Origin of the sequence: Rhizobium pisi, assembly GCF_003938655.1 — a bacterium.
GTDB classification, from domain to species: Bacteria; Pseudomonadota; Alphaproteobacteria; order Rhizobiales; family Rhizobiaceae; genus Rhizobium; species Rhizobium pisi.
Map to the genome: position 1 here is coordinate 388,488 of NZ_RJJT01000001.1, position 23,043 is coordinate 411,530.

A 23,043-nucleotide genomic window follows, 5' to 3' on the forward strand; every position below is an offset into this window, starting at 1 on the left:
CGGGATATCAAAAAATGTCAAAGATGCCTACAGTCAAGGATGTCGCCCAATATGCGGGCGTCTCTGTGGGCACCGTTTCGCGGGTGCTGTCGGGTGAAGCCGCGGTCAAGACCGCGCTGCGTGAAAAGGTCAACGATGCCATATCGGCGCTCGGTTACCGGCCCAATGTGACCGCGAGAGCGCTGCGCACCAGCAGAACCGATGTCATCGGCCTCGTCGTTCCCGACATTACCAATCCATTCTTCGCGCAGCTTGCGGCAAGCGTCGAGCACGCCGCGCTCGAATGCGGGCATAGCCTGATGCTGGCAAGTTCGCATGATGATCGGGCGGCGGAGCAGAGCCACGTTTCAGCCTTTCTCGACCGGTCGGTGCGCGGCATCATCGTGGTGGCTTCAAGCGACGGTTCGGGCCTCCATCTGGAGGCGGCGGTCCCGATCATCTCGCTGGACCGGCGCTTTGGCACCTTTCCGCTGGTGTCGACCAACCATGCGCAGGCGGCCGCGCTGATTGCCGATCATCTCCATGCGCTCGGGCACCGCCGCATCGCCTATATCGCAGGACCGCCCGACACCGAGGCGGGGCGCATGCGCAAGGAAGGTTTCGTCAGCCGCATCGACCGGTTCGCCGAGACCGGCGAACCGGTTGAACTGGAAATTGCCTATGGCAGGTTCGACTACGAGTCTGGTGAACGAATTGCCCGCGAGCTGCTTTCACGCCCGCCACAGGACCGGCCTACGGCCATTGCGGCAGCCAGTGACCAGCAGGCGATCGGCGCGCTGCGCGCTGCCCGCGACCTCAAGATCGACGTGCCGCGAAAGCTGTCGGTCACAGGTTTCGATGACATTTCGCTCGCCAATCTCGTCGTGCCGCGGCTGACGACCATACGCCAGCCGGCCGACATGCTGGCACGGCGCGCGGTCGCCCTTCTCCTCAGTGAACCACCGGGCACGGGAGACGAAATGGTTGATGGGTCGCTGATCGTGCGCGGTTCCAGCGGCCCGTGTCCGCAACCCAAGGCGGATCGCGCCTGATATAATAATTGAAGCACGGCCGGTGCTCCGGCCACGAGAAAAGGATGGAAGATCAATGCTCAAGGGGATTAGAGCCGAACTCAACGGCGACATTCTTCAAGCCCTTTGCAACATGGGGCACGGTGACTATCTCGTCATTTCCGACACGAATTTTCCGTCGGATTCGATAGCCCGTCAGACCCGCCTGGGTAGGCTGCTGACCATGGAAAACATTTCCGCGCCGCAGGCGATCGATGCGATCCTTTCCGTCTTCCCACTGGATACACCAATCCAGCCTTCGGCGGGTCGCATGGAAGTGATTGGCAAGCCGGATGAAATTCCGCCGATCCAACAAGAAGTCCAGGCCATTGTCGACCGCGCCGAAGGCAAGCCATCGCCCATGTATTCCGTCGAACGCATGGCGTTTTATGACATTGCCAAGAAGGCCTATTGCGTCATCGCAACGGGAGAGCTGCGGTTCTACGGATGCTTCCTTCTGACCAAGGGTGTCATTCCGGCGGAGGACGCTGTGAGATGAGCGCGAGGAGCGGGATCGTCATTCTGGGCATTTTTGCCGCCGACACCGCCTACAAGGCAAAGCGCCTGCCCCATATTGCCGAGACGCTGATGGGGTCGGGCTTCACGCTTGGGCCGGGAGGCAAGGGCTCCAACCAGGCAATTGCCGCGGCCAAGGCCGGCGGCAAGGTGACCTTTATCTCTCGGGTCGGCAATGACCCGTTCGGCGAGATGGCCCTTGCGGCCTATGCGGCGGCAGGCGTCAAAGCCAATGTGATGACGATGGAGGGCGTTTCCACCGGCGCCGCCTTCATCTTCGTCGACGAAGTGAGCGGCGACAATGCCATCATCGTCGCGCCCGGCGCTGCAGGCCTTATCGGCATCGAAGATGTCGATGCGAACCGGGCGGAGATCGAAAGCGCCGCCATTTTCATGACCCAGCTCGAGCAACCGCTCGAGGCGGCCATGCACGGCCTTTCGATGGCGAAAAGGGCAGGGGCCACGACGATCTTCAACCCTGCGCCTGCCCGCGCCATTCCGGACAGCATCTACGGCTTGTGCGATTTCATCGTACCCAATGAGGTGGAAGCGGCCGAATTGGTGGGCCATGCGATCGAAACCGATGAGCAGGTCCGCGCGGCGGGCCGCACGCTGCTGGATCGAGGAGCGCGAGCGGCGATCATCACGCTCGGCGCACGCGGCGCATTTTATCACACTGCCGGGCAGAGCGAATTCGTACCCGCGTTTTCGGCGGGTAGCGTCGTCGACACAACCGGGGCCGGCGACGCCTTCCTCGGCGGTTTCGCGACGGCGATTTCTGAAGGACAGCCGCCGATCGAGGCCATCGGTTTCGGTTGCGCGACCGCTGCAATCGCCGTGACACGCCCGGGTACGGCCCCGGCCATGCCGTCGCGCGCCGAGATTGCCGCCTTGCTGCGCTCCTCTCGGTAGCGCATAGGCAAGATGCAAAATGGGCCGGCAGAGCCGGCCCATCCTCAATCAATTCTGCTCGACCGGCGCCGGTATCGCAGCCGGCGAACCCTGCCGTCCCAGCCGGTCGGCGACCAGCATCGACAGCATCATTTCCACCAGACCGTTTGCACCGCCCTTCTCGCCGCCGCCACCGCCGACCTGGATCTGCGGCACGAGCGGCAGCCTGCCGTTCTCGATCGCTTCGGCAAAGCGCATCAGCACCTGCGAATTGAGCTGGTAGTCCGGACCGCCGAAGGCAGCCACCTTCTTCTCGGTGGCTTCGGCTTCCGCCAGACCGATGGCGCGCACCTTCTGGGCATCGGCAAGACCGGTCGCCTTGATACGCTCTGCATCGGCAAGTGCGATCGCCTTGATCCGGTCGGCCTCGCCAAGGCCGGCGAGCCGGACCTTTTCCGCTTCGGCCTTGGCGGTGACCTGAATGGTCTCGGCCTGCTGGCGGGTGCGGGCGAGCTGTGCCTTACCATCGTTCTCGCTGATCTCGATGGCGAGCGCCGACGTTGTGATCTTGGCCTGTTGCTCGGCCAGCGCTTCCTTCTCGCGCAGTGTCCGCTCCTGGACCGCCGCGGCTTCCTGCAGCTTGTAGGTCTCAACCTTTTCGACCGCGATCTGGCGTTCGCGCAACTGGATCAGGATCTGCTCGATGCTGTTCTGGCCATTGGCGGCGCGCGGCGTGCCGATCAGCACCTCCTGCAGTTCGAGACTGTAGGAGGCGAACTTCTCGCGCATTTCGTCGCCGGATTTGCGCTGGATTTCGCTGCGCTCCTGCAGCAGTTCGATCAGGGTCTTGGTCTGGGCGATATTCTTGAAATAGGCCGAGACCATCGGATCGAGTGTCTGCTCGACGAGCCGCTTGATATCGCCGAAGCGCTGCACCACCAGCGGCGCCTTCATATAGTCGATATGCACGACGACCGAGAGCGGCAGAACCGGTTCGAATGCGTCCCTGGTGATCAACGACACTTCCGAAAGGTTCTCATCAAGGCGATGTTCACCGAACTGTTCCTTGGTCCACTTGAGCACGAAGTTGGTCGTCGGCACGATAACGATGCCGCCTGCATAGGTGTTGAAGGCGTATTTGCCTGGCAGAAGCGGTGTCGACCAGACGCCGCGCGAACCCCGTTCGACCAGTTCGCCGTGCCTGTAGGACTGGCCGGATATGTCAGCGCTGCGGCGGCCGGTATAGGAGACGACCACACCCACGGTGCCGACGTCGATGATCGTCTTTTCCACGAGTTCGATGGTCGCGAAAATGCGATTGAGGAAGTAGCTGCCGTCGGCGAGAACCTGCAGCTGCCGGCCCCGATAGCCGCCGGCATTGAGGAATTTCTCGGGGTCCTGGAAATTGTTGTGAAAGTTCGGGTCCCTGGGATCATTGGCGACCGTCGGCGCAATGATCTCGCCGTCCGGCAGGGCCGGGCCATCATGGACGGTGACGATGCCGATCATGTCATCGGCGTCACGAATGACGACCGGCTCGAAACCATCCCGCTCCGCGATCATCTGCGACATTTCCGAAAACAGTTTCTGTTCGGAGGCGCCGAGCGCCACGGCATAGGTCGACTGCGCAGTGAGCACGATGAATTGCGCGAGATTGATGGCATAAGTGCCTTCGCGCAGGATCTTGCGCTGCGGACCCTTTTGGCCGCCCTTTTCCAAAAAGGCGCGCACGTCCTGGAAATCGCCAGCCTCGGTATTTGAGGCTAAGGTCTGGGTGGGCGGCAGCGGGTTGCCATCGCGGGCGAAGACATAGCCGATCTGGCCCTGCGGAATGGTCACCAAGTTGGCGCGATGCATCGAATATTGGAACGGCATGAAGAAATGCAGGCCGCCGCGCACGACTTCCGGCTGGAAACCTGCTTCGCCGTTCAGCGCGATGAAGCCATTGTCGACGGAGCCACGGAAGCTCCATAGCTTCTCGAGGATGCCGAGCCTGTCGTTCGGGATGTAGCGGATGACGCCGCTCCACCAGAACAGAATTGCCAATACGATGATGAAGGCGGCGAATTCGATCGCCCGCCATTCCATCGGACTCAGATATTGTACGGTATCCATATTTTCTCTCCTATGGGCGCATGGGTTCGTCCACCCGACGGCCGCCCGGTCGGTTGCTGGTTGATAAGACGGGGAGATTGCGCGCCTATGCGTACGACGCACGAAGTCGGTCGCGAACGCCTGGGCTGCTCATTGTCTGGGAAAATGACCGCGCGTCCCTGGTCCCCACCGAGGGACGGCGTGGTCGTGTGTGTCTCACATCGGAGTTGCCTTGATAGACATGACGACGAACGACGTAAGGATTGCGCCTATAGGTTTAAAGATGTGTGATGCGGAAATCGGACAAGTACTTCCAACGATTTCGATATTTCGAGCATTCAATTCTACTGAATTATGTCTTTTCGCTCGATTGTTTTGGCAAGCGTTACTTTGCCAGTCATTCGCGCAAGCCCGGACAGCGCGTCTGCTATCGAAGTTCGTGATCTTCCGATGGCCTCAGAGAACGGTCTCGAAAAGCGGGATCAAAGCCGCGCCAATTGCACCGGGGGCATCGACGATCTGAGCCACGGTAAGGCCGGGGACGTCACGCAGGACGCCATGTCGAGGCAGATTGTTGAACTCGGTCCGTTCGATGAGCATTCTTGCCAGTGAATGCGGAAGCTCGCCGCCAAGCACGATCAATGCCGGGTCGAAGACCGCGCAGATCGCATTGATGGCGCGATTGTGTGCCGGCGCCACGCGATCGACCCACTCCGCAACGCCGTCCCAATCCGCCAGCGCTTCGTTTTTCAAGTCCTTCAGCGTCAGGTCCACGCGCCCCTTGGCACGAAGATGTTGAAGCAGAAGGCTGAGGGCAGGGCGGTCGTCGTAATCCTGGCGCCCGAAGAGAACGGAGTATTCACCGGCATTGCCGAAACTGCCGCGAAACGGCATGCCTCCGCAGACGAGGCCGCCGCCATATCCGTGAAGATGGGCGATATAGGCGAAATCCGCGACATCGCGGCCGACACCGAAAATGGCTTCGGCCAAAGCGGCGGTTCTGGCCACATTGTCCGCCCAGACCGGTAGGCCTAGTTGCTTCCCAAGCAGAGGCGCCAGATCGATCAATGACCAATGGGCGAGCGGCAGAGGGCAGTTGAAGGCCGTTTCCAGCATGCGATGGCCACTGACTGCGAGGCCGACCCCGAGCACATCGCGCCGCTCGGCCCCGCGGCGGGCAAGAAGCTCTTCGACGGCGACATCAATCCGCTCCATCTCCAGGGTGAGCGAGGATCCCTCCTGCGGAATTTCCATGTTTTCCAAAGGCTCTCCGAAACCCATGAGGCAGAGGCCGATCGAGCCGACGTTCACGGAAATGCCGAGCGTCAAACACCAATCCTTGCAAAGTGTGAGTTCGGGGCTGGGCGGTCCCGGGCGACGGGTTTCCGATGTGGAAAAAACAATCATTCCCCGATCGTGAAGCTGCCGGACGATCCTGTGCAGCGATTGCTGGGTGAGATCGAGCGGCTCTGTCAGGTCGGAGCGTTCGATCCCCGGGGATTTCCAGATCAGCCGCAAAAGGTCCCGTTCATTGCGGGAAGCCACTCGCGCAGGTTGAAATTCTCGCAAGAAATGCGTCGCAACGTGGTCTAATGGAACGTACTTCATTTCTCGATCGTTTTGATTTACACTGCAGGTGTGAAACCTGCTTAGGGAGTGCTTTGCTTTCTGTCAAATCAAGGATCGATCCCCGACCTGTAGGTCCTGCTTATCTCATGGAGACTGGCCAATCCAGCCGAGATGAGGGCTTCGCAGGGACGAGGGGACCGGCCGAGTGCAGGATGGGAGAGGGCGGTTAGACCTGCGGGTTGTAGAAGGCAGAAAGAACCGAGCAACATGGTATGGTTGAGATCTCAGAGTTCGGCGCGCACTCGCGAGCGTGACTATGGCTTCGCACCGACGCACGAAGGCGACAACTTCGAGTCGATGGTGCAAGCCTTTACGGCAGGCTATGGCCCCTTTGGTGCAAAGCCGCTGGGCGATGATCGGGCCTTTGCCTGGGCAGCAGATTTGAGAACGAGTGGGACGCTGACCGCGGTTCATTCGGTTTTTCAGAGCTCCTGGAAAGTTCAAACGCTCGACGAGACCCCGCAACACCTTGCGTTCTACATTCCGCAGAGGGGATCCGTTCAAGTGACCGTTGGCAAAAGAACGGTCGAAGGTGTCGCGGGACGAATTCTCATGGTCAACAATCATGAGGTTGGCGATCGACTGGTCCAGGGTGACCCCCACTGTTCGGACGCGCTTTGCCTGGATTGGAAAGTGGTGAGGCGAACGCTTTTTTCGCTGCTGGAAACGCCGACCCTGGAGTCGCTTGACCTCGAGCCCGTCGTGGATCTCGCAACACCGTCCGGCCGGCTTATCGGCAACCTGGCGCAGACGATCGTGCAGGGCATGCGCAATTGCGGTCCGCTTCTGTCCTCGCCGCTTGCCGTATCGACGATGAGCGAAACGCTTGCTGATCTCGTGATCCGATTTGCCCAGCATCGCCTTTCCTGCCATTTTCAAAAAACGAAGGTGTCGGCGGTCGCTCCTTGGCATGTCCGGCGCGCCATCGACTATATGCACGCTAACATTGCTGAGCCTTTCACCATGTCGATGGTGGCGGATGAAGTCGGAATTTCGCTCCGCGCGCTACAAACGGGCTTCAAGACCTTCAGGGGAACGTCACCGGGCGCTTACCTACGCACGATCAGGCTGAAAGCCGTTCACGACCAGTTGCGTGATCCCTTTAACCAGCAAACGCTTCGCGACATCTGCACCACGTGGGGCTTCTTCCATGCTGGCAGGTTCTCTGCGATCTACCGCAGCGCTTTTGGGGAAAGCCCGAGGGATACGCGCTTGCGAGCTTCCTTCAGCTCCGCTGTAACGGCACACGCTCTCAGCGCGTCAATGTGATGCCGGCCGCGAATGCGTCCCATTTTTCACATAACACTGAAAAACTTCTGACATAACGAGGTTCCCAAGTCTCGACCGCGGGCCTTGAAGACCTTGGTCTTGACGGATGGGATGAAGATCGGGGGGACGACCTCTGCGCGCTCGGCTAAGCTCAGATCGTCAAATTCCTGCCACACGTCCTTCATTAATTCTTGCGCTGCCACCGTTCGAATGGAGATCCGATGCCCGCAATCGTGCGAAAGAAAGCTCACGGCGTTTCCACACGCGGAGAAGTCGTCGACGGCGCCGCGGATATTGGCGTTGCCTATCAGGTGTTCTCCGACGCGGTGGTAGAGGATGTCGTTGTCAAGAATTCTCCTCGTGGCTTCAAATTTCACAATGGCAAGAACCTTGTCGTGAGGCGCTGCGAGACCGAGAATGTGGTGGGCGACGGCATCTACTTGACGAAGACGTCGAACGTGCTGCTGGAGAATAACCGCGTCGGGGCGGCACCGGGAGAAGGCGCCGACTGCTGCCAGTTCGCCTATCAAAACAAGGACAACAATATCAGTTCCGATGTCGTCATCCGGGGCAATCTCTTCCTTCAGTCGCCGGACAGCACATCGAACAAGGGCGCCCTGGTCTGCGACAAAACTCAAAAATACCTCGTTGAATACAACTACATCGGTGGGAAGAATTTCTCTTTCTCGTCGGTCGGCGACGATGCCGTGGTGCGCAGCAACATCATGCGCGACGGCAGGATGAATGACTATTCTTTCGGCTACGGCATTGGCGACAAGGTCGATCACGCCGGGCATCATGTCTACGACAACTGGATCGAAAACAGCAATCGTGGCGTCAGCCTCAGCGGTTTCTCGGACCAAGGACTGGCTTTTCGCAAAGACGTCGACATCCACGACAATGTGATCAAGGAATGCGACATTGCGTTCTTCGCCAATCGGCCATGGTCGGGGAGTTTTCGGCGCAACATATTCCTGAGGTGCAAGCAGGACATCGTCCTGAGGGCAAAGGGCGAGGCAACTGCAGGAGAGGTCGAGGACAACTACGTCAATGACGGCAGTTTCCTGAGTGTCACCCCGCCGCCGCTTCGCTTCAGACCCGACGGAAAAGCATCCGTGGCCTCCGGGGAATGGACATCTGAACCCGACGAGATCCGCATCCAGTGGCGTAACAAGGGGATCGACATCCCCGGCGCCAATCGGCCCTCCATTGCGGTCGAGCCCGGAATGGAATTGTCATGCGTCCTGCTGGCGCGTAAGGAGCAGAATTGGATGATCGCGATCGCCGAGACCGCCTATGACCAGTTCATGCCACGCGCCTGGCAGGAGAAAATGCTGCCCTGGCAGAAGCGCTATCTCTCGATTTAAGTAATGTGGCCCGCGACCCGTCACCCGTCTTGGACACCCGGAAGCCGTGGCGGCGGGCCCGGATCGAAGCTCGAAAACCATCCCGGCGGGCCATACTCGTTTTGTGAGCTTTGAGGCAGGAAAAAGCCTGCGAATTTCGCATAGGAGACCATAAGGCCAAAAACGATTACGAGCCCAAAAGCGATGCGCGTTGCCCGCCTCACGTCTTCTTTTTTCATTGGGCGCTCCATATCCACGAGCTCTGCATCATCGCTGAAGAATTACAGAACCATTTGGTATGCAATTTTGTCAAGAAGGTGGCGGCTGCGAACTGTCGATCGGGCGGCGCCAGGTGAAACCTTCGCAGAACCTTGAATTGCTCCGGGATCACGGCGGCGTCCGTCCGGGGGCTTCCCCGGAAAAGTATCGGGACCTGGAACCAAAGGCGGCCCCTTCCGTTGATTGCCATATCTTGGACCATGTCTGGAAAACGACCCGGCGGCAGACGCATATGGCACGTCAGACATTTTGGAAAGGTTATCTCAAGCTTTCGCTCGTCACCGCGGCAGTGTCGCTGACACCGGCGACGACCGAAAGCAACAAGGTCCGTTTCCACGTCCTCAATCGCCAGACAAAGAACCGCGTCGAAAGCCGCTATGTCGACAGCGTCACCCATAAACCGGTCGCCGAACGAGACCAGGTGAAGGGTTATCCGCGCGGCGAGGACGACTATGTTCTTCTCGAAGACGAGGAAATCGAGGAGGTCGGGCTCGAAAGCACCCGCACCATCGACATCGACAGTTTCGTGCCGTGCGGTTCGATCGACTGGATCTGGTACGACAAGCCGCACTTTCTGGCGCCTGAGGACAAGGTCGGAGTGGAAGCCTTCTGCGTCATCCGTGAGGCCATGAAGGCGAACGACGTGGTCGGCATTGCCCGCCTGGTTCTCTATCGTCGGGAGCGCGCCGTGCTGCTGGAGCCACTGGGTAAAGGCATCATCCTCTGGACACTGCGGTTTGGCGACGAGGTGCGCGAACCGGTGGCCGAACTCGACAGCAAGGCGGAGGTCGACAGCCAGCTGCTGACGCTGATGAAACAACTGGTGAAGGAGGAAACGAAGGATTGGAGCCCTGAAATGGTGCAGGACCCGATCCAGAAACGCCTGAAGTCGATGATCCGCAGCAGGCAGAGGAGCTTGAAGAAGACCGCACCCGCTCAAAAACAGGCGCCGGTGAAATCGACCGGCAATGTCATCAATATCATGGATGCGTTGAAAAAGAGCCTCGCTGGGGAAGGTGGGGGGAAGCAGCGTTAAGGTCCCTATCCTTTCCCCTTCTTCTTTTCCAACGGCTTCGCCGCCGCGAAGAACTCGTTCCAGGGATCTCTCGGCAAGGCAGTGAGCCGTGTCGGCGTATTGTCCACTGTGAAATAGGCCGGTCCGATATCGGCACTGAGCTCGCTCCATTCCAGCGGCATCGAGACCGCGGCTCCCGGCCTTGCCCGTGTCGAATAGGGTGCGACCGCCGTATTGCCGCGGCCATTGCGAAGATAATCAATGAAAATTCTGCCCCCTCGTTTGGCCTTCGTCGCCGTCGCAAGATAGCGGTCGGGATCATCGGCCGACATGCTGCCGGCAAGCCATTTAGCAAAGGCCTTCACCCCTACCCAGCTGGCCTTCGGGGTCAGCGGCGTCACCACATGCAACCCTTTGCCGCCCGTCGTCTTGACGAAGGCGGCGAGGCCTTCAGCTTCCAGCCGCTCCTTCAATTCGTAAGCGGCGGCGATCACATTCTCCCATTCCACGCCCTCGCCGGGGTCGAGATCCATGGTGATCATATCGGGCTTTTCCCAGTTGTCGGTCGTCGCCCCCCAGGGATGGATTTCCAGCACGGCCGATTGCACCAGCGCCACGACGCCGTCGTAATCGGTAATGCGCAGCAGCTTCTCTCCCTGCTTGTCCTTCGGGTCGATGATCTCCCCGATATGCGAGTTCATGCCCTTCCAGGCGTGTTTCTGGAAGAATCGCTGACGTCCGTTGATGCCGTCGGGCAGGCGCAGCAGTGCTAGAGGCCGGTTGACGACATAAGGCGCCATGAAGGGCCACACCTCGGCGTAGTAGTTCGCCAGCCCCTCTTTGGTCACTCCCTCATCAGGCCAGTAGATACGGTCTGGATGGGTGAGCGCCACCGCCGATGTCGGCAGGCTGCGCGCCGTCGTCTTTTCCGTCTCGCGCGTCACCTCCTTCGCGGGCTTGTCCTCGCGCAGGCCGCGAAAGGCGGCATGGCGCAGATTGCCGTCGGCCGACCAGGCGCTGAATTCCACCTCGGCGACCAATTGCGGTTTCACATAGATCAGCCCGCGCCGCTCCTCTGATGTCAGCTTGTCGTCGAACGATGTCTTGGTCTGCGTCAGCTGCATCAGTCTCTCGTAGAGCATCTGGGCCGTTGCCGCCGTGTAGCCGGTGCCGACGCGGCCGACAAGCCTGAGCTTGCCCTTTTCGTAATAACCCATCGCCAGCGAGCCGATCGCATTCTTCATCGATGTCGACGGAACATAGCCGCCGATGACGAATTCCTGCCGATGCGAGCATTTCGATTTGATCCAATCGCCATTTCGCCCGGAGGTGTATTGGCTGTCGCGCTGCTTGGAAATCACGCCTTCGAGGCTGAGGCGGCAGGCATGGTCGAGCACCAATCCACCGCTTTCGTTGAAATGCACGCTATAGCGCAGCTTATCGTTACCGCGGGGCAGCAGCGTCTCAAGCAGATGCTTGCGGTCGATGAGCGTCACGTTCAGGAGACTGTGCCCGTCGAGGTAAAGCAGATCGAAGGCGTAAAAGACGAAACGATCGTCGCGGCCCTCGCTCAGATCGTGCTGCAGCGCCGAGAAGTCCGAGGCGCCGGTATCGCGCTCGACGACGATTTCGCCGTCGATTACCGCCGATCGCACCGGTAGGGCTGCAAAGGCATCGAGCACCTCCTTGCCGAATTTCGCCGTCCAGTCGAGCCCGCTGCGGGTCAGCATCGTGATTGCGCCGTCCTCCACCCTGACCTGCAGGCGATAGCCGTCGAACTTGATCTCATGGATCCAGTGATCGCCGGCCGGCGGCTTTGGCTTCAGCTTGGCGAGGGCCGGCTCGATGAAATCGGGCATCGCGGCCTTGCGCGCACCTTTTGGCCAGTCACGTTCCCGGGGGGCTTGGATTTTCGTTTTTCGCGCCGGCTTGTCAGCGGAAGCCGCCTTGCCGTCCTTCGAGTTGGAATTCCAGGTCGCATCGGGGTGTTTCGCCACCTCTTTGAGCTGTCTGCCTGTTTTGGCCGATTCCGGCCGCTCCTTGAGGATGTCGCCATGATGACGGGCCTCGGCGTCATCTCCCTTGATCAGCAGCCAGTTCTCTCGTTTTTCGCCGGGCCGGCCGTGCATGCGCACCAGATGCCAGCGGCCTTTCAGCTTCTCGCCATCGAGTTCGAATTCCATATGGCCTTTTTTATAGGCCTTGCGGGCATCGCCATGCGGCGTCCAGGTGCCGCGATCCCAGACGATGACAGTGCCGCCGCCATATTGTCCCTTGGGGATGATGCCCTCGAAATCCCCGTAGGAAAGCGGGTGATCCTCGACGTGCACGGCGAGCCGCTTGTCCTCCGGGTTGAGGCTCGGACCTTTCGTCACCGCCCAGCTCTTCAGCACGCCGTCCATCTCCAGCCGGAAATCGTAGTGCAGCCGGGTCGCATCATGCTTCTGGATGACAAAGCTGTTGCCGCTGCTGGTGCCTTTTCGTCCGCGCGGCTCGGGGGTCAGCTTGAAATTGCGCATCGCCTGATAGGTTTCGAGGGCCATTTCAGCTTGCCTTCATCCCGCGGCTGTCGCTGCGCGCCGGCGTCTTCTTCGCAGGCGGCTTGCCGCCCATCTTCGCGCTCTGGCGCAGCGCCTCCATCAGGTCGACGACCTTGCGTTCCTGGAGCGGTTTCTTCTTCGGCAGTGCGCGGCCTTCGATCTTTGCCTTCACCAGCTCGACCAGGGCGGCCTCGTAGCGATCTTTGTATTCGCTGGGTTCGAAGCTGCCGTGCTTGGTCCCGATGATATGGCCTGCGAGTTCGAGCATCTCCTTGTCAAACTTGATGTCGGGAATATCCTTGAACACCGTATCGGCCGAGCGCACCTCGTAGTCGAAATTCAGCATCGTCGCGACGATGCAGTCGTCATGGGGGCGGATCAGCAGCGGCCGGTTACGTCGAAAAAGCACGGCTTCGGCAAGTGCTGCGACCTTGCCGTCGCGCATGCCCCTGGCGATCAGCGACAGCGCCTCCTCGTCATGCGCGTCGACGGGCGAGAGATAGTAAGGCCGATCGAAATAGAGCTTGTCGATGTCGTCGTAGGCGATGAAAGCCTTGATATTCAGCAGCTTGTCGCTTTCCGGCATGATTTCGGCGATCTCGTCGCCCTCGATGACGATGTACTCGCCATTCTCCAGCTGGTAGCCCTTGACCTGGTCGTCCCGCTCGACCGGTTTGCCGGTTTCGCTATCTACGAATTGCCGCTCCACCCGATGGCCGGTTCTGCGGTTGATAATGTTGAAGGAGAGGCGGTCAGAAGAGGAAACGGCGGTATAGAGCCCGACGGCGCAGGCAAGGTCGCCCACCCTCAGATGACCTTTCCAGCTTGCCCGAGCGGCCATTCCATCCTCCGTCGCAGATCACAGCCGACTGTTGCTCTTGTCGGTTTCAAGCTCCTGGAATGCCCAGCCGCCGTCGGGCGCAGGATAGGCAAGCAACGCATCGCCGTCGCCGATCTTCTGGCGCGAGGCAGCGTCCTTGGCGTGGACGATCGCTTCATCCGCCGTCGGATAGGTTTCCGAAAGCGTGTTGCCAAGCTTATAGGCCCAGCCATTGTCATGGGGCACAACCTGATACGTGATATCGGCCATTTCGGATCTCCTCTTTCAGTTCCGATTTGGTTTGCGCCTGGCATCGAGCGCGATGATCTTTTCCAGGGAGGCGATGTCCTCGCTGGTGACGACAGGAACAGGATCGGCTGCGATCGCCTCCAGCACTTCCTGAGAGATGGCGCCGTTGCGGATTGCCCATTCCAGTGTCTCGCGCGTTTCCCGCTCGGCTTTCAGTTGCGCATAGAGCGCGACGATCAGCCGATCGCGGGCATCCATCCGCCGGCCCCGGCGATCCATGCTGCGGACATCAGGCATCCCAATACACCTTTGTCACTGATTTCGTTCAGGTGTAATCAACTGATGACGGATGGAAAGGTTCCGAATCCGATAGGCGCTCGCGCCTGTTGCGGCTATGGACGAAAATCACCATCTGCAGGGATATTCGTCAGAGGATTTCATCATGGCCGATCTCAAGGCTCGCCCCCGTCCGACCGGCGCCACCGCGGTTCTCGGCCGCACCGGCTTTCCGCATGTCACCTCCACCACGAAGGGCGAACTCGACATCGTCACCGCACCGTCGCATCCGGGTTTCAGCCCGCTCGATCTGCTCTATGCCTCGCTCTCGGCCTGCCTCGTGCTCAGCGCCCGCATTGCCGCCAGCCAGATGGGCATTCTCGACAGGATCAGCGAGATCACCGCCGACGTCACCGGCGAGAAGGCGACGGAGGGGCTTTCGCGTGTTGGGAAGTTCAATATCGCCTTCTCGATCAAGGGCGATATCGACGAGGAAACCCGCCGGAAAATCGTCCACGCCGCCGAAGACGAGATCTGCACCGTCAGCAACACCATCCGCGGCAATCCCGATTTCTCGACGACAATATCGGGATAGCGTTGAGATATCCATAATAATTATAGACAATTGGGGGCGGAGGATTGCGCGGGCAATGCCCGGCTTCTATGCTCGGAGCATCGAAAGCAATGATCCGGCCATGATGCAATCCAAGTCTATCTCGAATTCCAAGCGGCCCGTCGTCGCCATCATCGGCGGCGGCGTTTCCGGCGCGGGCGTTGCCTATCATCTTGCCAGTGCGAATTGCCGCGAGCACCCTGTCATCATGGTCTTCGAACCTCGCGCCGAACTCGGCCGCGGCCTTGCATATGACACGGCAGATCCAGCCCATCGCATCAACGTTCCTGCCGCCAAGATGAGCCTGCAGCCGGACGATGTGGGCGAATTCCAGGCCTGGATCGAGGCGCGCGACGCCGTCGCCGACGATCCTGAGGCAAATCGGTCCGACGGCATGCTCTTCCCCCGGCGCCGGCTTTTCGGCGATTATGTTGCCTCCCTGCTGAAACCGCTGCTGGAAGATGGCACCGTGCGTCATTGCCGCGCCACGGTAACCGGTGTCGAGCGCCATGCCGGCCGCTGGTCGATCCTGGATGATAAAGGCGGCGTGACCGAAGCCGATATCGTTGCGATCGCCACCAGCCATCCGCCGCCGGCAGCGCCCGGCCGGCTTGCAGCAAGCCTTGCAGCCCATCCGCGGTTCGTTGCCGATACCACGAAACCGGGCGCGCTCAACGTCATCCGTCCGCATGACCGGGTATTGGTCATCGGCAACGGCCTGACGGCTGCCGATGTCATCGCCTCGCTGGCGCAACGCGGGCATGTCGGGCCTATGACCGCCATTTCGCGCCGGGGCTTGCGTTCGCGTGGGCATGCGCCGGTGCCGCAGCCGCTATTCGGCGATTTCGGTTTAGATGCGGCGCATTCCGCCGGTTTTCTACTGGCAAGGGTCCGCACCGCCATAGAGGCGGCGAAAGCGCAAGGGATCAGCTGGCACGGCGTGATCGACCAGGTGCGGGCACAGGGACATGATCTCTGGCAGGCGCTGCCGGTTGCCGAACGACGTCGTCTCGTGCGCCATCTCAGACCCTACTGGGACGTGCACCGCTTCCGGATCGCGCCGCAGGTCGAGGCCGTTCTCGACGAGGCGATTGCTACGGGCCGCCTCAATATCCTTGCGGGCTCGGTCGCCGATGCGCGCATCGACGGCGAGCGCATCCTTTGCACTCTGCAGCCGCGTCATCAACGCGAACCGCTGGAGGAACGCTATGACGCTGTCGTCGTCACCACCGGCCCGGCGCATGGCGGCATTCTCGAAACCCAGCCCTGGCTCGCAGCCCTTGCGGCAAACGGCCACCTGATGCTCGATCCGACCGGCCTCGGCCTTGCCTGCACCGAGCGTTCGGAGGCGATCGGTTCATCCGGAACGGCAGACCCTTCACTGCTGATCTCCGGTCCGCTGGCGCGCGGCACTTTCGGTGAACTGATGGGGCTGCCGCAGGTGACCGAGCATGCCTTCTTCGTCGCGACCGAAATCGCCGGGAAGCTGCATGCACCCGCGACAATTACGCATCCGGCCTGATTTTCCATCCGAATGTCGTTCTCCGGCTGTCGGGGGCGACCGACTTCTGATAATCACCCGGCGGCATCCCACCGCCCGGGTTTTCAGCCGAGCAGAAAATATCAGGATCATGTCGCAGGCTGCCTCTACCGTTTCCGAAGCTTCGCCTTCCAATCGTTTCCCGCTTGCGGTGCTCCTTCTCGGCGGCGCGGCGATCGGCGGTTCGCCGATTTTCGTCAGGCTCTCCGAGGTCGGCCCGATGGCCACCGCCTTCTGGCGCGTGGCGCTGGCATTGATCCCGATCTTCATCGTCTCGATGCTGAAGAAGGATGCGGGGCAAAAGCCGCAAAGCCTTTTCGACTACAGCATGCTGATCCTTCCGGGCGTCATGCTGTCGCTCGACCTTGCCGCCTGGCACCTTTCGATCACCATGACCTCGGTCGCCAATGCGACGCTGCTTGCCAATCTTGCGCCTGTTTTCGTCACCGTGATCGCCTTCCTCTTTTTCAAGGCGCAGATCAGCCGTGTCTTCATGCTTGGACTTGCCCTGGCGCTCGTCGGCGTCGTCATCCTGAAGGGCGGGCCAGCCGCCTTGGCCGATGGCGACCTCCGCGGCGACGGCCTGGCGATGATCGCCGCCTTCTTCTATGCCTGCTACATCCTTGCGCTCGGCAGGCTGCGCAGCCGCTTCGATACGATGCGAATCATGCTGTGGAGCACGGCGTCCGCTGCTGTCTGCATCTTTCCGGTTGCCTTCTTCTTTGAGGGCCACATGCTGCCGATGACCGTCTACGGCTGGTCGATGGTCTTTGGCCTCGCCTTCATCAGCCATGCCGGCGGGCAGGTGGCGATCACCTATGCGCTCGCCTATCTGGCGCCGGCCTTTTCCTCGCTGACGCTGCTGCTGCAGCCGGTTGTCGCCGCGATCTTGGCCTGGGCGCTGCTTAACGAAGCGATCGGCACGATGCAGGCGCTGGGTGGCGCCGTCGTACTTGCCGGCATCATGGTTGCCCGGACATCCCGCGTTCAGACATAGAGCAGAGATGCGCTTTGGGTGCTGCTGATCCTCAGCGATTTTCCTGCAGAAGCCATTTCTGGATGATCGGCACATCGGCATCGCCGAGATCGTGGCCGCCGGGGATGACGTCGGAATCGACGGTGGCGCCCGAACTCTTCAGCCTCTCTTCCAACTCGCTCGCATATTTGCCGTAGGCATCCGTCTTGCCGCTGATGACGAGGAGGTCCGTGCCCTTCAGATCGGCATGCGGATAGTCGCTGAGAACGGGCATCGAGCGCAGCAGAACCGCCTTGTGTACGAGGTTCGGGTGCAGGTACAGCAGCGAGTTCAAGAGGTTGGCGCCGTTGGAATAGCCGACATAGACGACCTTCTGGGGATCGAGCCCGTAGGATTTGACGGCGCCCTCGATGAAGGCTGCAAAAGCCCCCGCCTCGGTCTTGATGTCATTCTGGTCGAAGGAGAAGGGGGTAATGCGCTTGTACCAGCGGGGAAAACCCTCCTCCGTCGCCCGGCCGCGTACGCCAAGCAGCGTCGCCCGCGGCGCTACCCTGTTCAAGAGCGGCATCAGCGTCGTCTCATTGCCGCCGGAGCCGTGCAGCAGCACGAAGACGCTGCCGTCGGGGTCCGGGGGCGTATAGAAGCGATGGACGAACGGCAGCTCGCGGTAATTGATTCGCGGCTGGCCGGGCATCGAAAACTGCGGCAGTACCACTTTCAGGTCGTGAAGGTTGGTGATGGCGTCGGGCGGCGCGAAAAGCTTCTTCCCGAGCGCTGCCTGCTCCTCGTCCACGATCATGCCCGGCTTGTCGGTCGCAAGCTCTACAAGCGTGCCGCCGGGCTCTCGGGCGTAGAGCGAACGGAAATATTTGCGGTCATGCATGTTGGTCGGCAACGCCTCGGTCGTCTCCAGCGCCTTGCGCACGGAAAGCAGCGTCTCCTCGTCGGCGGCGCGGAAGGCGACATGATCGATCGTGCCGGTGCCCGGCGCGCCGGACCAGAAGCCGCGCGCGTCGCGCACGTCGATGATGTCGCCGGATTGCGAAACCAGTCTGTCGATCGTCCCACGGCTCGCCTGGAAGCGATAACCGAAATGGTTCTCGAGGAAACTGCGGCTTTCGGCGGGCTTCTCCGTCAGCATGGTTGCGCCGCGCACACGCTGGACGGCATGCTCGATAGGGATCGAGGCACCGTCCCAGGCCGCCGGCGATGTGAGATCCTTGGCGCCCGCGAGCTTGAGGATGATGTTGTCGGGGTCCTTCAGCCGGAGGACGGGCTCGCCGAATTCGTCGGCCGGTCCCTCGGAACGCAGGCCGAAGCTCATGGCGCGCGTCAGCCAATAGCCGATGCTTGCGGGGTTGATTGACAGCGATATTTCGCTGATCTGGCCGTAGCCGGGCCGGCCGGGCGAACCATCTTCCCAGACGAGGAAGGTGAGAAGCGAACCCGGCGTCCCCGCTGCATCGCCGTAGAAGAGGTGAAGCTGCGTCGCATCCTCGTAACCGGCCGTCTGCTTGACGAGCCGCATGCCGAGAAAGCCCGCATAAAAGTCCGCGTTCGCCTGAACTTTGCGGGTGACGGCGGTGATGTGGTGTATGCCGGATACCATCGTAAGCAGTCCTGATTGAAGCGGCGTCAGGAGCGCGAGTATGAGAGCTGCGACAGTCATACCGTTGCCAATGACCATCGCTTAGTTTTGTTCCGCACAAAGCGCAAGCGAATCGCCGCGCTGCAGCAATTCCAGATGGTCGACATCTTCGAGCGCCTCTTCCAGCTGCTGAAGCGTGGGTGGCTTGACCATATAGGCAAGCGCGCCGAGATCCCGGGCCCGCCGCATGTCGGTCTCGTCGCTCGATGTGCTGAGGATGCAGACGGGAATCCGCTTGAGGCGGGCATCGGCCGAAAGCGCGTGCAGTACCTCGAAACCATCCATGATTGGCATGTTGATGTCGAGCAGCATCAGGTCGATCTGCGGCACATCGGCGATGCCGGCGCGTTCTTCGAGCAGCCGCATCGCCTCGCGCCCGTTGGTCGCGACATGCAGGTTGAAGTTCACTTTCTCCCGCCGCATCAGCTTGATCTTCAGAATCTGGATGTCCGCCGGGCTGTCTTCCACGAGCAGCACTTCGGCGAGCCTGCCTGCGCCGTCGCCGGAATGCTCGGCCGATTTGGCGCTGTGCGAGACAGTTGACGCGGCGGGCGGTGCGGATCTCGCTTCGGCGAGCGGCACTTCGACGATGAAGGTGGCCCCGGGCCCATCCTCTGCTTCGCACCAGATCGAGCCGCCATGCAGCTGCGCGATACGGCGGCAGATGGCAAGGCCGAGGCCGGTGCCTTCGATGCCGCGGCCGACAAGGCGCTTGAACGGCTGGAAGATCAGCTCACGGTGCTGGGGATCGATGCCCGGCCCGTTGTCGCGCACACCGAGGCGACAGACATCGCCCTGCGGTTCGCCCGAGATCGTCACCTCGGGGACCTTCTGCTCGCAATAGCGGATGGCGTTCGACACGAGGTTCTGCAGGAGCTGGGTCAGGAGCGTCGCATCGCCCATGACTTCGGGCAGCGTCCCGCGGATGATGACGGCGCCGCGGCTTTCGGTCTGCTGGCGCAGATTGTCCTCTACCTGGTTGAGCACATCAGACAGCGACACCGGCTTCAGCTGCGGCCCGCCGGAGGCCTCGAGCTTGGTGAAGCCCGAGACCTTGACGATCAGGTCTTCCATATGGTCGGCAGCGCTCAGCACATAGTCGAGCAGTTCCCGGTCCTCGGCGGGAAGCGCTGCGGAACCGTGCAGGATGCGGCTGAAGGATTTGATCGTCCGCAGCGGCTCCTTCAGATCGTGGGCCATGGCGCGCGTGAAGATTTCAAGTGATTGGCGCTTCTGCTCCAGCTTTGCCTCCAGCACGCCGTGCATGATGGCGTTCTGGATGCAGCGATGCAGTGTTTCAGGCGACAGCGAATCCTTGGTCAGATAGTCGCGCGCGCCACTCTTCATCACCTCGACGGCGACGGTTTCGCTGCCCTGTCCGGTCAGCATGATGACGTTGGCGGCGGGATCATCCTCCAGGATGTCGGCAAGAACGCCGAGCCCGTCGCGCCCCGGCAGGGAATAGTCGAGCAGGATGCAGTTCGGCCGTTTCCGGTGGTTCAGCGCAAGGCCTTCTTCGCCCGTCTCAGCCTCGACCACCCTGTAAGCCGTGCTCGAGACGCGCCCGAGTATGCGGCGATAGACCTCGCGATCGTCGATATTGTCGTCGATGATGAGGATGCAGCAGTCTTCCGCCAATCTGTCAGTCCTCGAGCGGCAGGATCGCGATTTCGAACCAGTATTCCTTCAGCCGCTGGATTGCGGCAAACAGCCCGTCGAGATCGACCGGCTTCTGCACATAGGTATTGGCGCCGAGCGCATAACAGCCTTCGATATCGCGCTCGTCGTCAGAGGTTGTGAGGATGACGACGGGGATCTTGCGCCAGCCGTCGTTCGATTTGATCGCCTCCAGCGTTTTGCGGCCGTCGAGGCCCGGCATGTTGAGATCGAGCAGGATCAACCCCGGCTTCGGCACCATCGTGCCGAGCATGTCGAGCGCTTCCTGGCCGGAGGCCGCCCAGCGGATCGAGTTGCGCAGATTGGTGCGTTTGAACGCACGCATCGTCGCTTCGAAATCGTCTTCGCTGTCTTCGACGATCAGGATCGGTTGCGTGTCACGCTGCTGCATTCTGTCCCTCACGCTTTTTCCCCAAGGTGAAATAGAATGTGGTACCGGCGCCGACCTCCGATTCCAGCCAGATATCGCCATTGTGCCGGGCGATGATCTTGCGGACGAAGGTGAGGCCTGCTCCGGTTCCGTCTTCGGAATCCTGCGACTTTTCGAGGCGCTTGAAAATGCGGAAAATATCCTCGTGGAATTCTTCCGGAATGCCCTTGCCGTTATCCTTAACGAAAAACACGTTGCGGGCAACCGTGCCGTCCTCGCCGACATACCGGTCGAGATAGCCGATGGAGACGAGCGGCGCAGGCTTGTCGTTGTATTTGATCGCGTTGGTGATGAGGTTGCGGAACACTTCGGTCAGCCGCGGCGCGTCACAGATCACCTCCGGCAGTCGGCCGTCGATGATGACCTTGGCATGCCGTTCCTCCAGCAGAAGCTCCATCGTCGCGACGACGTCCTTGACGATCAGGCTGATATCGGTGCGTTTGACCGCCAGCTGCTGCCGCCCGAGGCGGGAGAAATAGAGGAGGTCGTTGACGAGCTTCTCCATGCGCTGGCTGAGGCGCACGAGCCGGTTCAGCCGTCGCACGCCGTCCGGGTCGAGCTTGTCTTCGTAGTCTTCGAGCAGGAAACGGGAGTGATTGTGCAGGCCGCGTAGCGGTTCCTTGAGATCATGCGAGGCGATATAGGCGAATTCGTCGAGGTCGTGGTTGCTGCGCTCGAGATCGGCCGTATAGGCCTCGAGCTGGGCAAGCGTCGTCTTCATCCGTTCTTCCTGCCGAACACGCTCGCTGATATCGCGCACGATGCCGACGAAGGTCTTGGTGTAGCCGGTGATGACAGCGCTGATGGAAACATCGATCGGAAAGACGATGCCGTTCTTGCGTCGTCCGGAGACCATGCGCGTCTTTCCGATGATTCGCTCCTCGCCGGTTTGCAGGTAATGGGTGAGATAGCCGTCATGCTCGGAATGGTAGGGTTCGGGCATCAGCATCTTGATGTTTCGGCCGATCGTCTCCTGCGGCGAATAACCGAACATGCTCTCGGCCGCTGGATTGAAGCTTGCGATCGTTCCACGCTCGTCGATGACGATGACGGCATCGGGCGTGCTGCGCACCAGCGCGCCGAAGCGGACGCGCTCGTTTTCCAGGTGATGGGTGTTGCGCATGAAGTAAAAGATGAGAATGGCGATCAGCCAAAGCGTGGCAGCCGTGATGGCGCGGTTGGCGATCTCCTGCCAGAACGCCGCTTCGTCGTGCTTGACGGCGAAGAAGCCGAGCATCAGCAGCACGGTGCAGGCAAAGGCGAAGAAAAGCGGCGCGTTCCTGTTGCCGAACCACAGCGCCGTCAGCACCAGCGGCACGTAGAGAATACCGTTGGCAACACCCAGCGGCGTATAGAGATCGACGAGAAGGCCGGTGAAGCAGACCGCAGCCGGGACCCAGAGCGGGATCTGCGCCCGGTTCGCCGGCTGCATCAGCCAGGACCTTGCCAGAAGCCCCGAGCCGAAAGCGACCACGCCGACCGCCGTGTGCAATGCCATCGCCGCATAGACGCCCCAGCGATAGCCTTGTTCGGCATCGGTGACATAGCCGGCCAGCGCGATCATGCCGAGTGTGATGACGATGTAGCTCGTCAGCTCCTGCACCACCTGGCTTTTCGACCTTCCGGCCCGAAGCGAGAGCAGCAGCGAAAGATTGGCGATCAGGAAGATCAGCGCCGTATTCGGTCCCATGCCGCCGCCGATCTGCGCCATGAAGTCGGGCGGGATCAGGAACTGCGACACCAAGACATCGACATTGTGGAAGGTCCGCCCGAGGGTAATGATCTCGACAAGCCGTGCCGCGGCGATCGCCGCCGCCAATCCCGTCGTGATCGCCGCCGTCGCCAGAAAGCGGCGGGCGGCGAGCGTCGATGCGACGAGCCCCGCGCCGGAAAGCATAAAGCAGAGCGCCGTGTTGAAGGCCATCGAGGGAAAGTCTGGAACGACCGAAATGATCAGCTTGATCTGCAGCAGCCAGCCGGCAAGAACGGTTGCGCCGAGAAGAACCATCAGGCAGCCGACGGCAATCGCGAAGGCATGGTAGCGCCACCGCCTTGGCTGGTCCTGCAGGTTCAAATCGCTCCCATCCTGCACCCGCGTATCCTCCTCGGTTCGCGCGGCCATTTTTTCCGAAATCGAGGAATACTCAATAGGCAAGCGGAGGCCGTGCCGTGCTTTTTGCGAAGTG

The 23,043-nt window shown here is 60.9% G+C and carries 20 protein-coding genes; 9 read left to right on the forward strand and 11 right to left on the reverse strand.

Annotated features, from left to right (window positions below; genetic code table 11):
• Nucleotides 1-14: 14 nt before the first annotated feature.
• From EFD55_RS02000 to EFD55_RS02010, 3 genes are read left to right on the forward strand one after another with little or no spacing between them, the layout of a single operon-like run.
• Nucleotides 15-1,031 carry a LacI family DNA-binding transcriptional regulator gene (locus EFD55_RS02000; RefSeq protein WP_125842462.1) on the forward strand — a complete coding sequence of 339 codons (1,017 nt, stop codon included), beginning with the start codon at nt 15-17 and terminating at the stop codon, nt 1,029-1,031.
• Nucleotides 1,032-1,086: 55 nt separating this feature from the next.
• Nucleotides 1,087-1,548 (forward strand): RbsD/FucU family protein, encoded by a 462-nt coding sequence (locus tag EFD55_RS02005; protein WP_125842464.1) that lies wholly within the window; start codon nt 1,087-1,089, stop codon nt 1,546-1,548.
• Nucleotides 1,545-2,477, forward strand: a complete 933-nt coding sequence (locus EFD55_RS02010; protein WP_125842466.1) for a ribokinase — start codon at nt 1,545-1,547, stop codon at nt 2,475-2,477. Before EFD55_RS02005 ends, EFD55_RS02010 begins: the two co-directional genes overlap by 4 nt.
• Before the next feature lie 48 nt (nt 2,478-2,525).
• On the opposite strand, the gene EFD55_RS02015 is transcribed toward EFD55_RS02010, so the two are convergent.
• Nucleotides 2,526-4,571, reverse strand: a complete 2,046-nt coding sequence (locus EFD55_RS02015) for an SPFH domain-containing protein (RefSeq protein ID WP_125842468.1) — start codon at nt 4,569-4,571, stop codon at nt 2,526-2,528.
• A gap of 435 nt (nt 4,572-5,006) precedes the next feature.
• Complete coding sequence (locus EFD55_RS02020) at nt 5,007-6,158, reverse strand: ROK family transcriptional regulator (protein ID WP_125842470.1); 1,152 nt, start codon at nt 6,156-6,158, stop codon at nt 5,007-5,009.
• Between the two features lie 228 nt (nt 6,159-6,386).
• On the opposite strand from EFD55_RS02020, the gene EFD55_RS02025 reads away from it, so the two are divergent.
• Nucleotides 6,387-7,448 (forward strand): AraC family transcriptional regulator, encoded by a 1,062-nt coding sequence (locus EFD55_RS02025; RefSeq protein WP_125842471.1) that lies wholly within the window; start codon nt 6,387-6,389, stop codon nt 7,446-7,448.
• Nucleotides 7,449-7,669: 221 nt separating this feature from the next.
• A complete protein-coding gene (locus EFD55_RS02030; RefSeq protein ID WP_125842473.1) occupies nt 7,670-8,815 on the forward strand; it encodes a right-handed parallel beta-helix repeat-containing protein in 1,146 nt (381 codons plus the stop codon).
• A 20-nt stretch (nt 8,816-8,835) separates the two neighbouring features.
• On the opposite strand, the gene EFD55_RS02035 is transcribed toward EFD55_RS02030, so the two are convergent.
• On the reverse strand, nt 8,836-9,033 hold the full coding sequence (locus EFD55_RS02035; RefSeq protein WP_125842475.1) for a hypothetical protein: 198 nt from the start codon (nt 9,031-9,033) through the stop codon (nt 8,836-8,838).
• Between the two features lie 272 nt (nt 9,034-9,305).
• Here EFD55_RS02035 and ku (EFD55_RS02040) point away from each other — a divergent pair, with 272 nt between their 5' ends.
• Nucleotides 9,306-10,109 (forward strand): non-homologous end joining protein Ku, encoded by an 804-nt coding sequence (ku, locus tag EFD55_RS02040; protein WP_125842477.1) that lies wholly within the window; start codon nt 9,306-9,308, stop codon nt 10,107-10,109.
• Between the two features lie 5 nt (nt 10,110-10,114).
• On the opposite strand, the gene ligD is transcribed toward ku (EFD55_RS02040), so the two are convergent.
• The 4 genes from ligD to EFD55_RS02060 are packed head-to-tail and all read right to left on the reverse strand — an operon-like array spanning nt 10,115 to nt 13,994.
• Complete coding sequence (gene ligD, locus EFD55_RS02045; RefSeq protein ID WP_125842479.1) at nt 10,115-12,631, reverse strand: DNA ligase D; 2,517 nt, start codon at nt 12,629-12,631, stop codon at nt 10,115-10,117.
• 1 nt (nt 12,632) lies between these two features.
• Nucleotides 12,633-13,469, reverse strand: a complete 837-nt coding sequence (ku, locus tag EFD55_RS02050; protein ID WP_125842481.1) for a non-homologous end joining protein Ku — start codon at nt 13,467-13,469, stop codon at nt 12,633-12,635.
• An 18-nt stretch (nt 13,470-13,487) separates the two neighbouring features.
• Nucleotides 13,488-13,718: a DUF2188 domain-containing protein gene (locus EFD55_RS02055; RefSeq protein ID WP_125842483.1), complete on the reverse strand. Its 231-nt coding sequence runs from the start codon at nt 13,716-13,718 to the stop codon at nt 13,488-13,490.
• A gap of 15 nt (nt 13,719-13,733) precedes the next feature.
• Nucleotides 13,734-13,994, reverse strand: a complete 261-nt coding sequence (locus EFD55_RS02060; protein WP_125842485.1) for a hypothetical protein — start codon at nt 13,992-13,994, stop codon at nt 13,734-13,736.
• Between the two features lie 145 nt (nt 13,995-14,139).
• Between EFD55_RS02060 and EFD55_RS02065 the strand changes: the two genes are divergently transcribed.
• The 3 genes from EFD55_RS02065 to EFD55_RS02075 all read left to right on the forward strand — a co-directional run bounded on the left by EFD55_RS02065 (nt 14,140) and on the right by EFD55_RS02075 (nt 17,123).
• Nucleotides 14,140-14,568 carry an OsmC family protein gene (locus tag EFD55_RS02065; protein WP_125842487.1) on the forward strand — a complete coding sequence of 143 codons (429 nt, stop codon included), beginning with the start codon at nt 14,140-14,142 and terminating at the stop codon, nt 14,566-14,568.
• 55 nt (nt 14,569-14,623) lie between these two features.
• On the forward strand, nt 14,624-16,108 hold the full coding sequence (locus EFD55_RS02070; RefSeq protein ID WP_125842489.1) for an FAD/NAD(P)-binding protein: 1,485 nt from the start codon (nt 14,624-14,626) through the stop codon (nt 16,106-16,108).
• 109 nt (nt 16,109-16,217) lie between these two features.
• Entirely contained in the window at nt 16,218-17,123 is a 906-nt protein-coding gene (locus EFD55_RS02075; RefSeq protein WP_125842491.1) for a DMT family transporter, read from the forward strand.
• Nucleotides 17,124-17,154: 31 nt separating this feature from the next.
• Here the strand turns inward: EFD55_RS02075 and EFD55_RS02080 are convergent, their stop codons facing one another.
• From EFD55_RS02080 to EFD55_RS02095, 4 genes are read right to left on the reverse strand one after another with little or no spacing between them, the layout of a single operon-like run.
• Complete coding sequence (locus EFD55_RS02080) at nt 17,155-18,771, reverse strand: VOC family protein (RefSeq protein WP_183736645.1); 1,617 nt, start codon at nt 18,769-18,771, stop codon at nt 17,155-17,157.
• A gap of 21 nt (nt 18,772-18,792) precedes the next feature.
• A complete protein-coding gene (locus tag EFD55_RS02085) occupies nt 18,793-20,388 on the reverse strand; it encodes a response regulator (protein WP_125842495.1) in 1,596 nt (531 codons plus the stop codon).
• A gap of 4 nt (nt 20,389-20,392) precedes the next feature.
• A complete protein-coding gene (locus EFD55_RS02090; protein ID WP_125842497.1) occupies nt 20,393-20,818 on the reverse strand; it encodes a response regulator in 426 nt (141 codons plus the stop codon).
• Nucleotides 20,805-22,979, reverse strand: a complete 2,175-nt coding sequence (locus tag EFD55_RS02095; RefSeq protein ID WP_210276027.1) for a PAS domain S-box protein — start codon at nt 22,977-22,979, stop codon at nt 20,805-20,807. The genes EFD55_RS02090 and EFD55_RS02095 overlap by 14 nt, the downstream gene beginning before the upstream one ends.
• Between the last annotated feature and the right edge of the window lie 64 nt (nt 22,980-23,043).

Coding starts and splice junctions, on each gene's coding strand:
- ligD (WP_125842479.1), bottom strand. CDS start 12,631: ATGGCCCTCGAAACCTATCAGGCGATGCGCAATTTCAAGCTGACCCCC.
- EFD55_RS02090 (WP_125842497.1), bottom strand. CDS start 20,818: ATGCAGCAGCGTGACACGCAACCGATCCTGATCGTCGAAGACAGCGAA.
- EFD55_RS02075 (WP_125842491.1), top strand. CDS start 16,218: ATGTCGCAGGCTGCCTCTACCGTTTCCGAAGCTTCGCCTTCCAATCGT.
- EFD55_RS02000 (WP_125842462.1), top strand. CDS start 15: ATGTCAAAGATGCCTACAGTCAAGGATGTCGCCCAATATGCGGGCGTC.
- EFD55_RS02060 (WP_125842485.1), bottom strand. CDS start 13,994: ATGCCTGATGTCCGCAGCATGGATCGCCGGGGCCGGCGGATGGATGCC.
- EFD55_RS02035 (WP_125842475.1), bottom strand. CDS start 9,033: ATGAAAAAAGAAGACGTGAGGCGGGCAACGCGCATCGCTTTTGGGCTC.
- EFD55_RS02080 (WP_183736645.1), bottom strand. CDS start 18,771: ATGACTGTCGCAGCTCTCATACTCGCGCTCCTGACGCCGCTTCAATCA.
- ku (WP_125842477.1), top strand. CDS start 9,306: ATGGCACGTCAGACATTTTGGAAAGGTTATCTCAAGCTTTCGCTCGTC.
- EFD55_RS02025 (WP_125842471.1), top strand. CDS start 6,387: ATGGTATGGTTGAGATCTCAGAGTTCGGCGCGCACTCGCGAGCGTGAC.
- EFD55_RS02055 (WP_125842483.1), bottom strand. CDS start 13,718: ATGGCCGATATCACGTATCAGGTTGTGCCCCATGACAATGGCTGGGCC.
- ku (WP_125842481.1), bottom strand. CDS start 13,469: ATGGCCGCTCGGGCAAGCTGGAAAGGTCATCTGAGGGTGGGCGACCTT.
- EFD55_RS02095 (WP_210276027.1), bottom strand. CDS start 22,979: ATGGCCGCGCGAACCGAGGAGGATACGCGGGTGCAGGATGGGAGCGAT.
- EFD55_RS02010 (WP_125842466.1), top strand. CDS start 1,545: ATGAGCGCGAGGAGCGGGATCGTCATTCTGGGCATTTTTGCCGCCGAC.
- EFD55_RS02030 (WP_125842473.1), top strand. CDS start 7,670: ATGCCCGCAATCGTGCGAAAGAAAGCTCACGGCGTTTCCACACGCGGA.
- EFD55_RS02015 (WP_125842468.1), bottom strand. CDS start 4,571: ATGGATACCGTACAATATCTGAGTCCGATGGAATGGCGGGCGATCGAA.
- EFD55_RS02005 (WP_125842464.1), top strand. CDS start 1,087: ATGCTCAAGGGGATTAGAGCCGAACTCAACGGCGACATTCTTCAAGCC.
- EFD55_RS02020 (WP_125842470.1), bottom strand. CDS start 6,158: ATGAAGTACGTTCCATTAGACCACGTTGCGACGCATTTCTTGCGAGAA.
- EFD55_RS02065 (WP_125842487.1), top strand. CDS start 14,140: ATGGCCGATCTCAAGGCTCGCCCCCGTCCGACCGGCGCCACCGCGGTT.
- EFD55_RS02070 (WP_125842489.1), top strand. CDS start 14,624: ATGCCCGGCTTCTATGCTCGGAGCATCGAAAGCAATGATCCGGCCATG.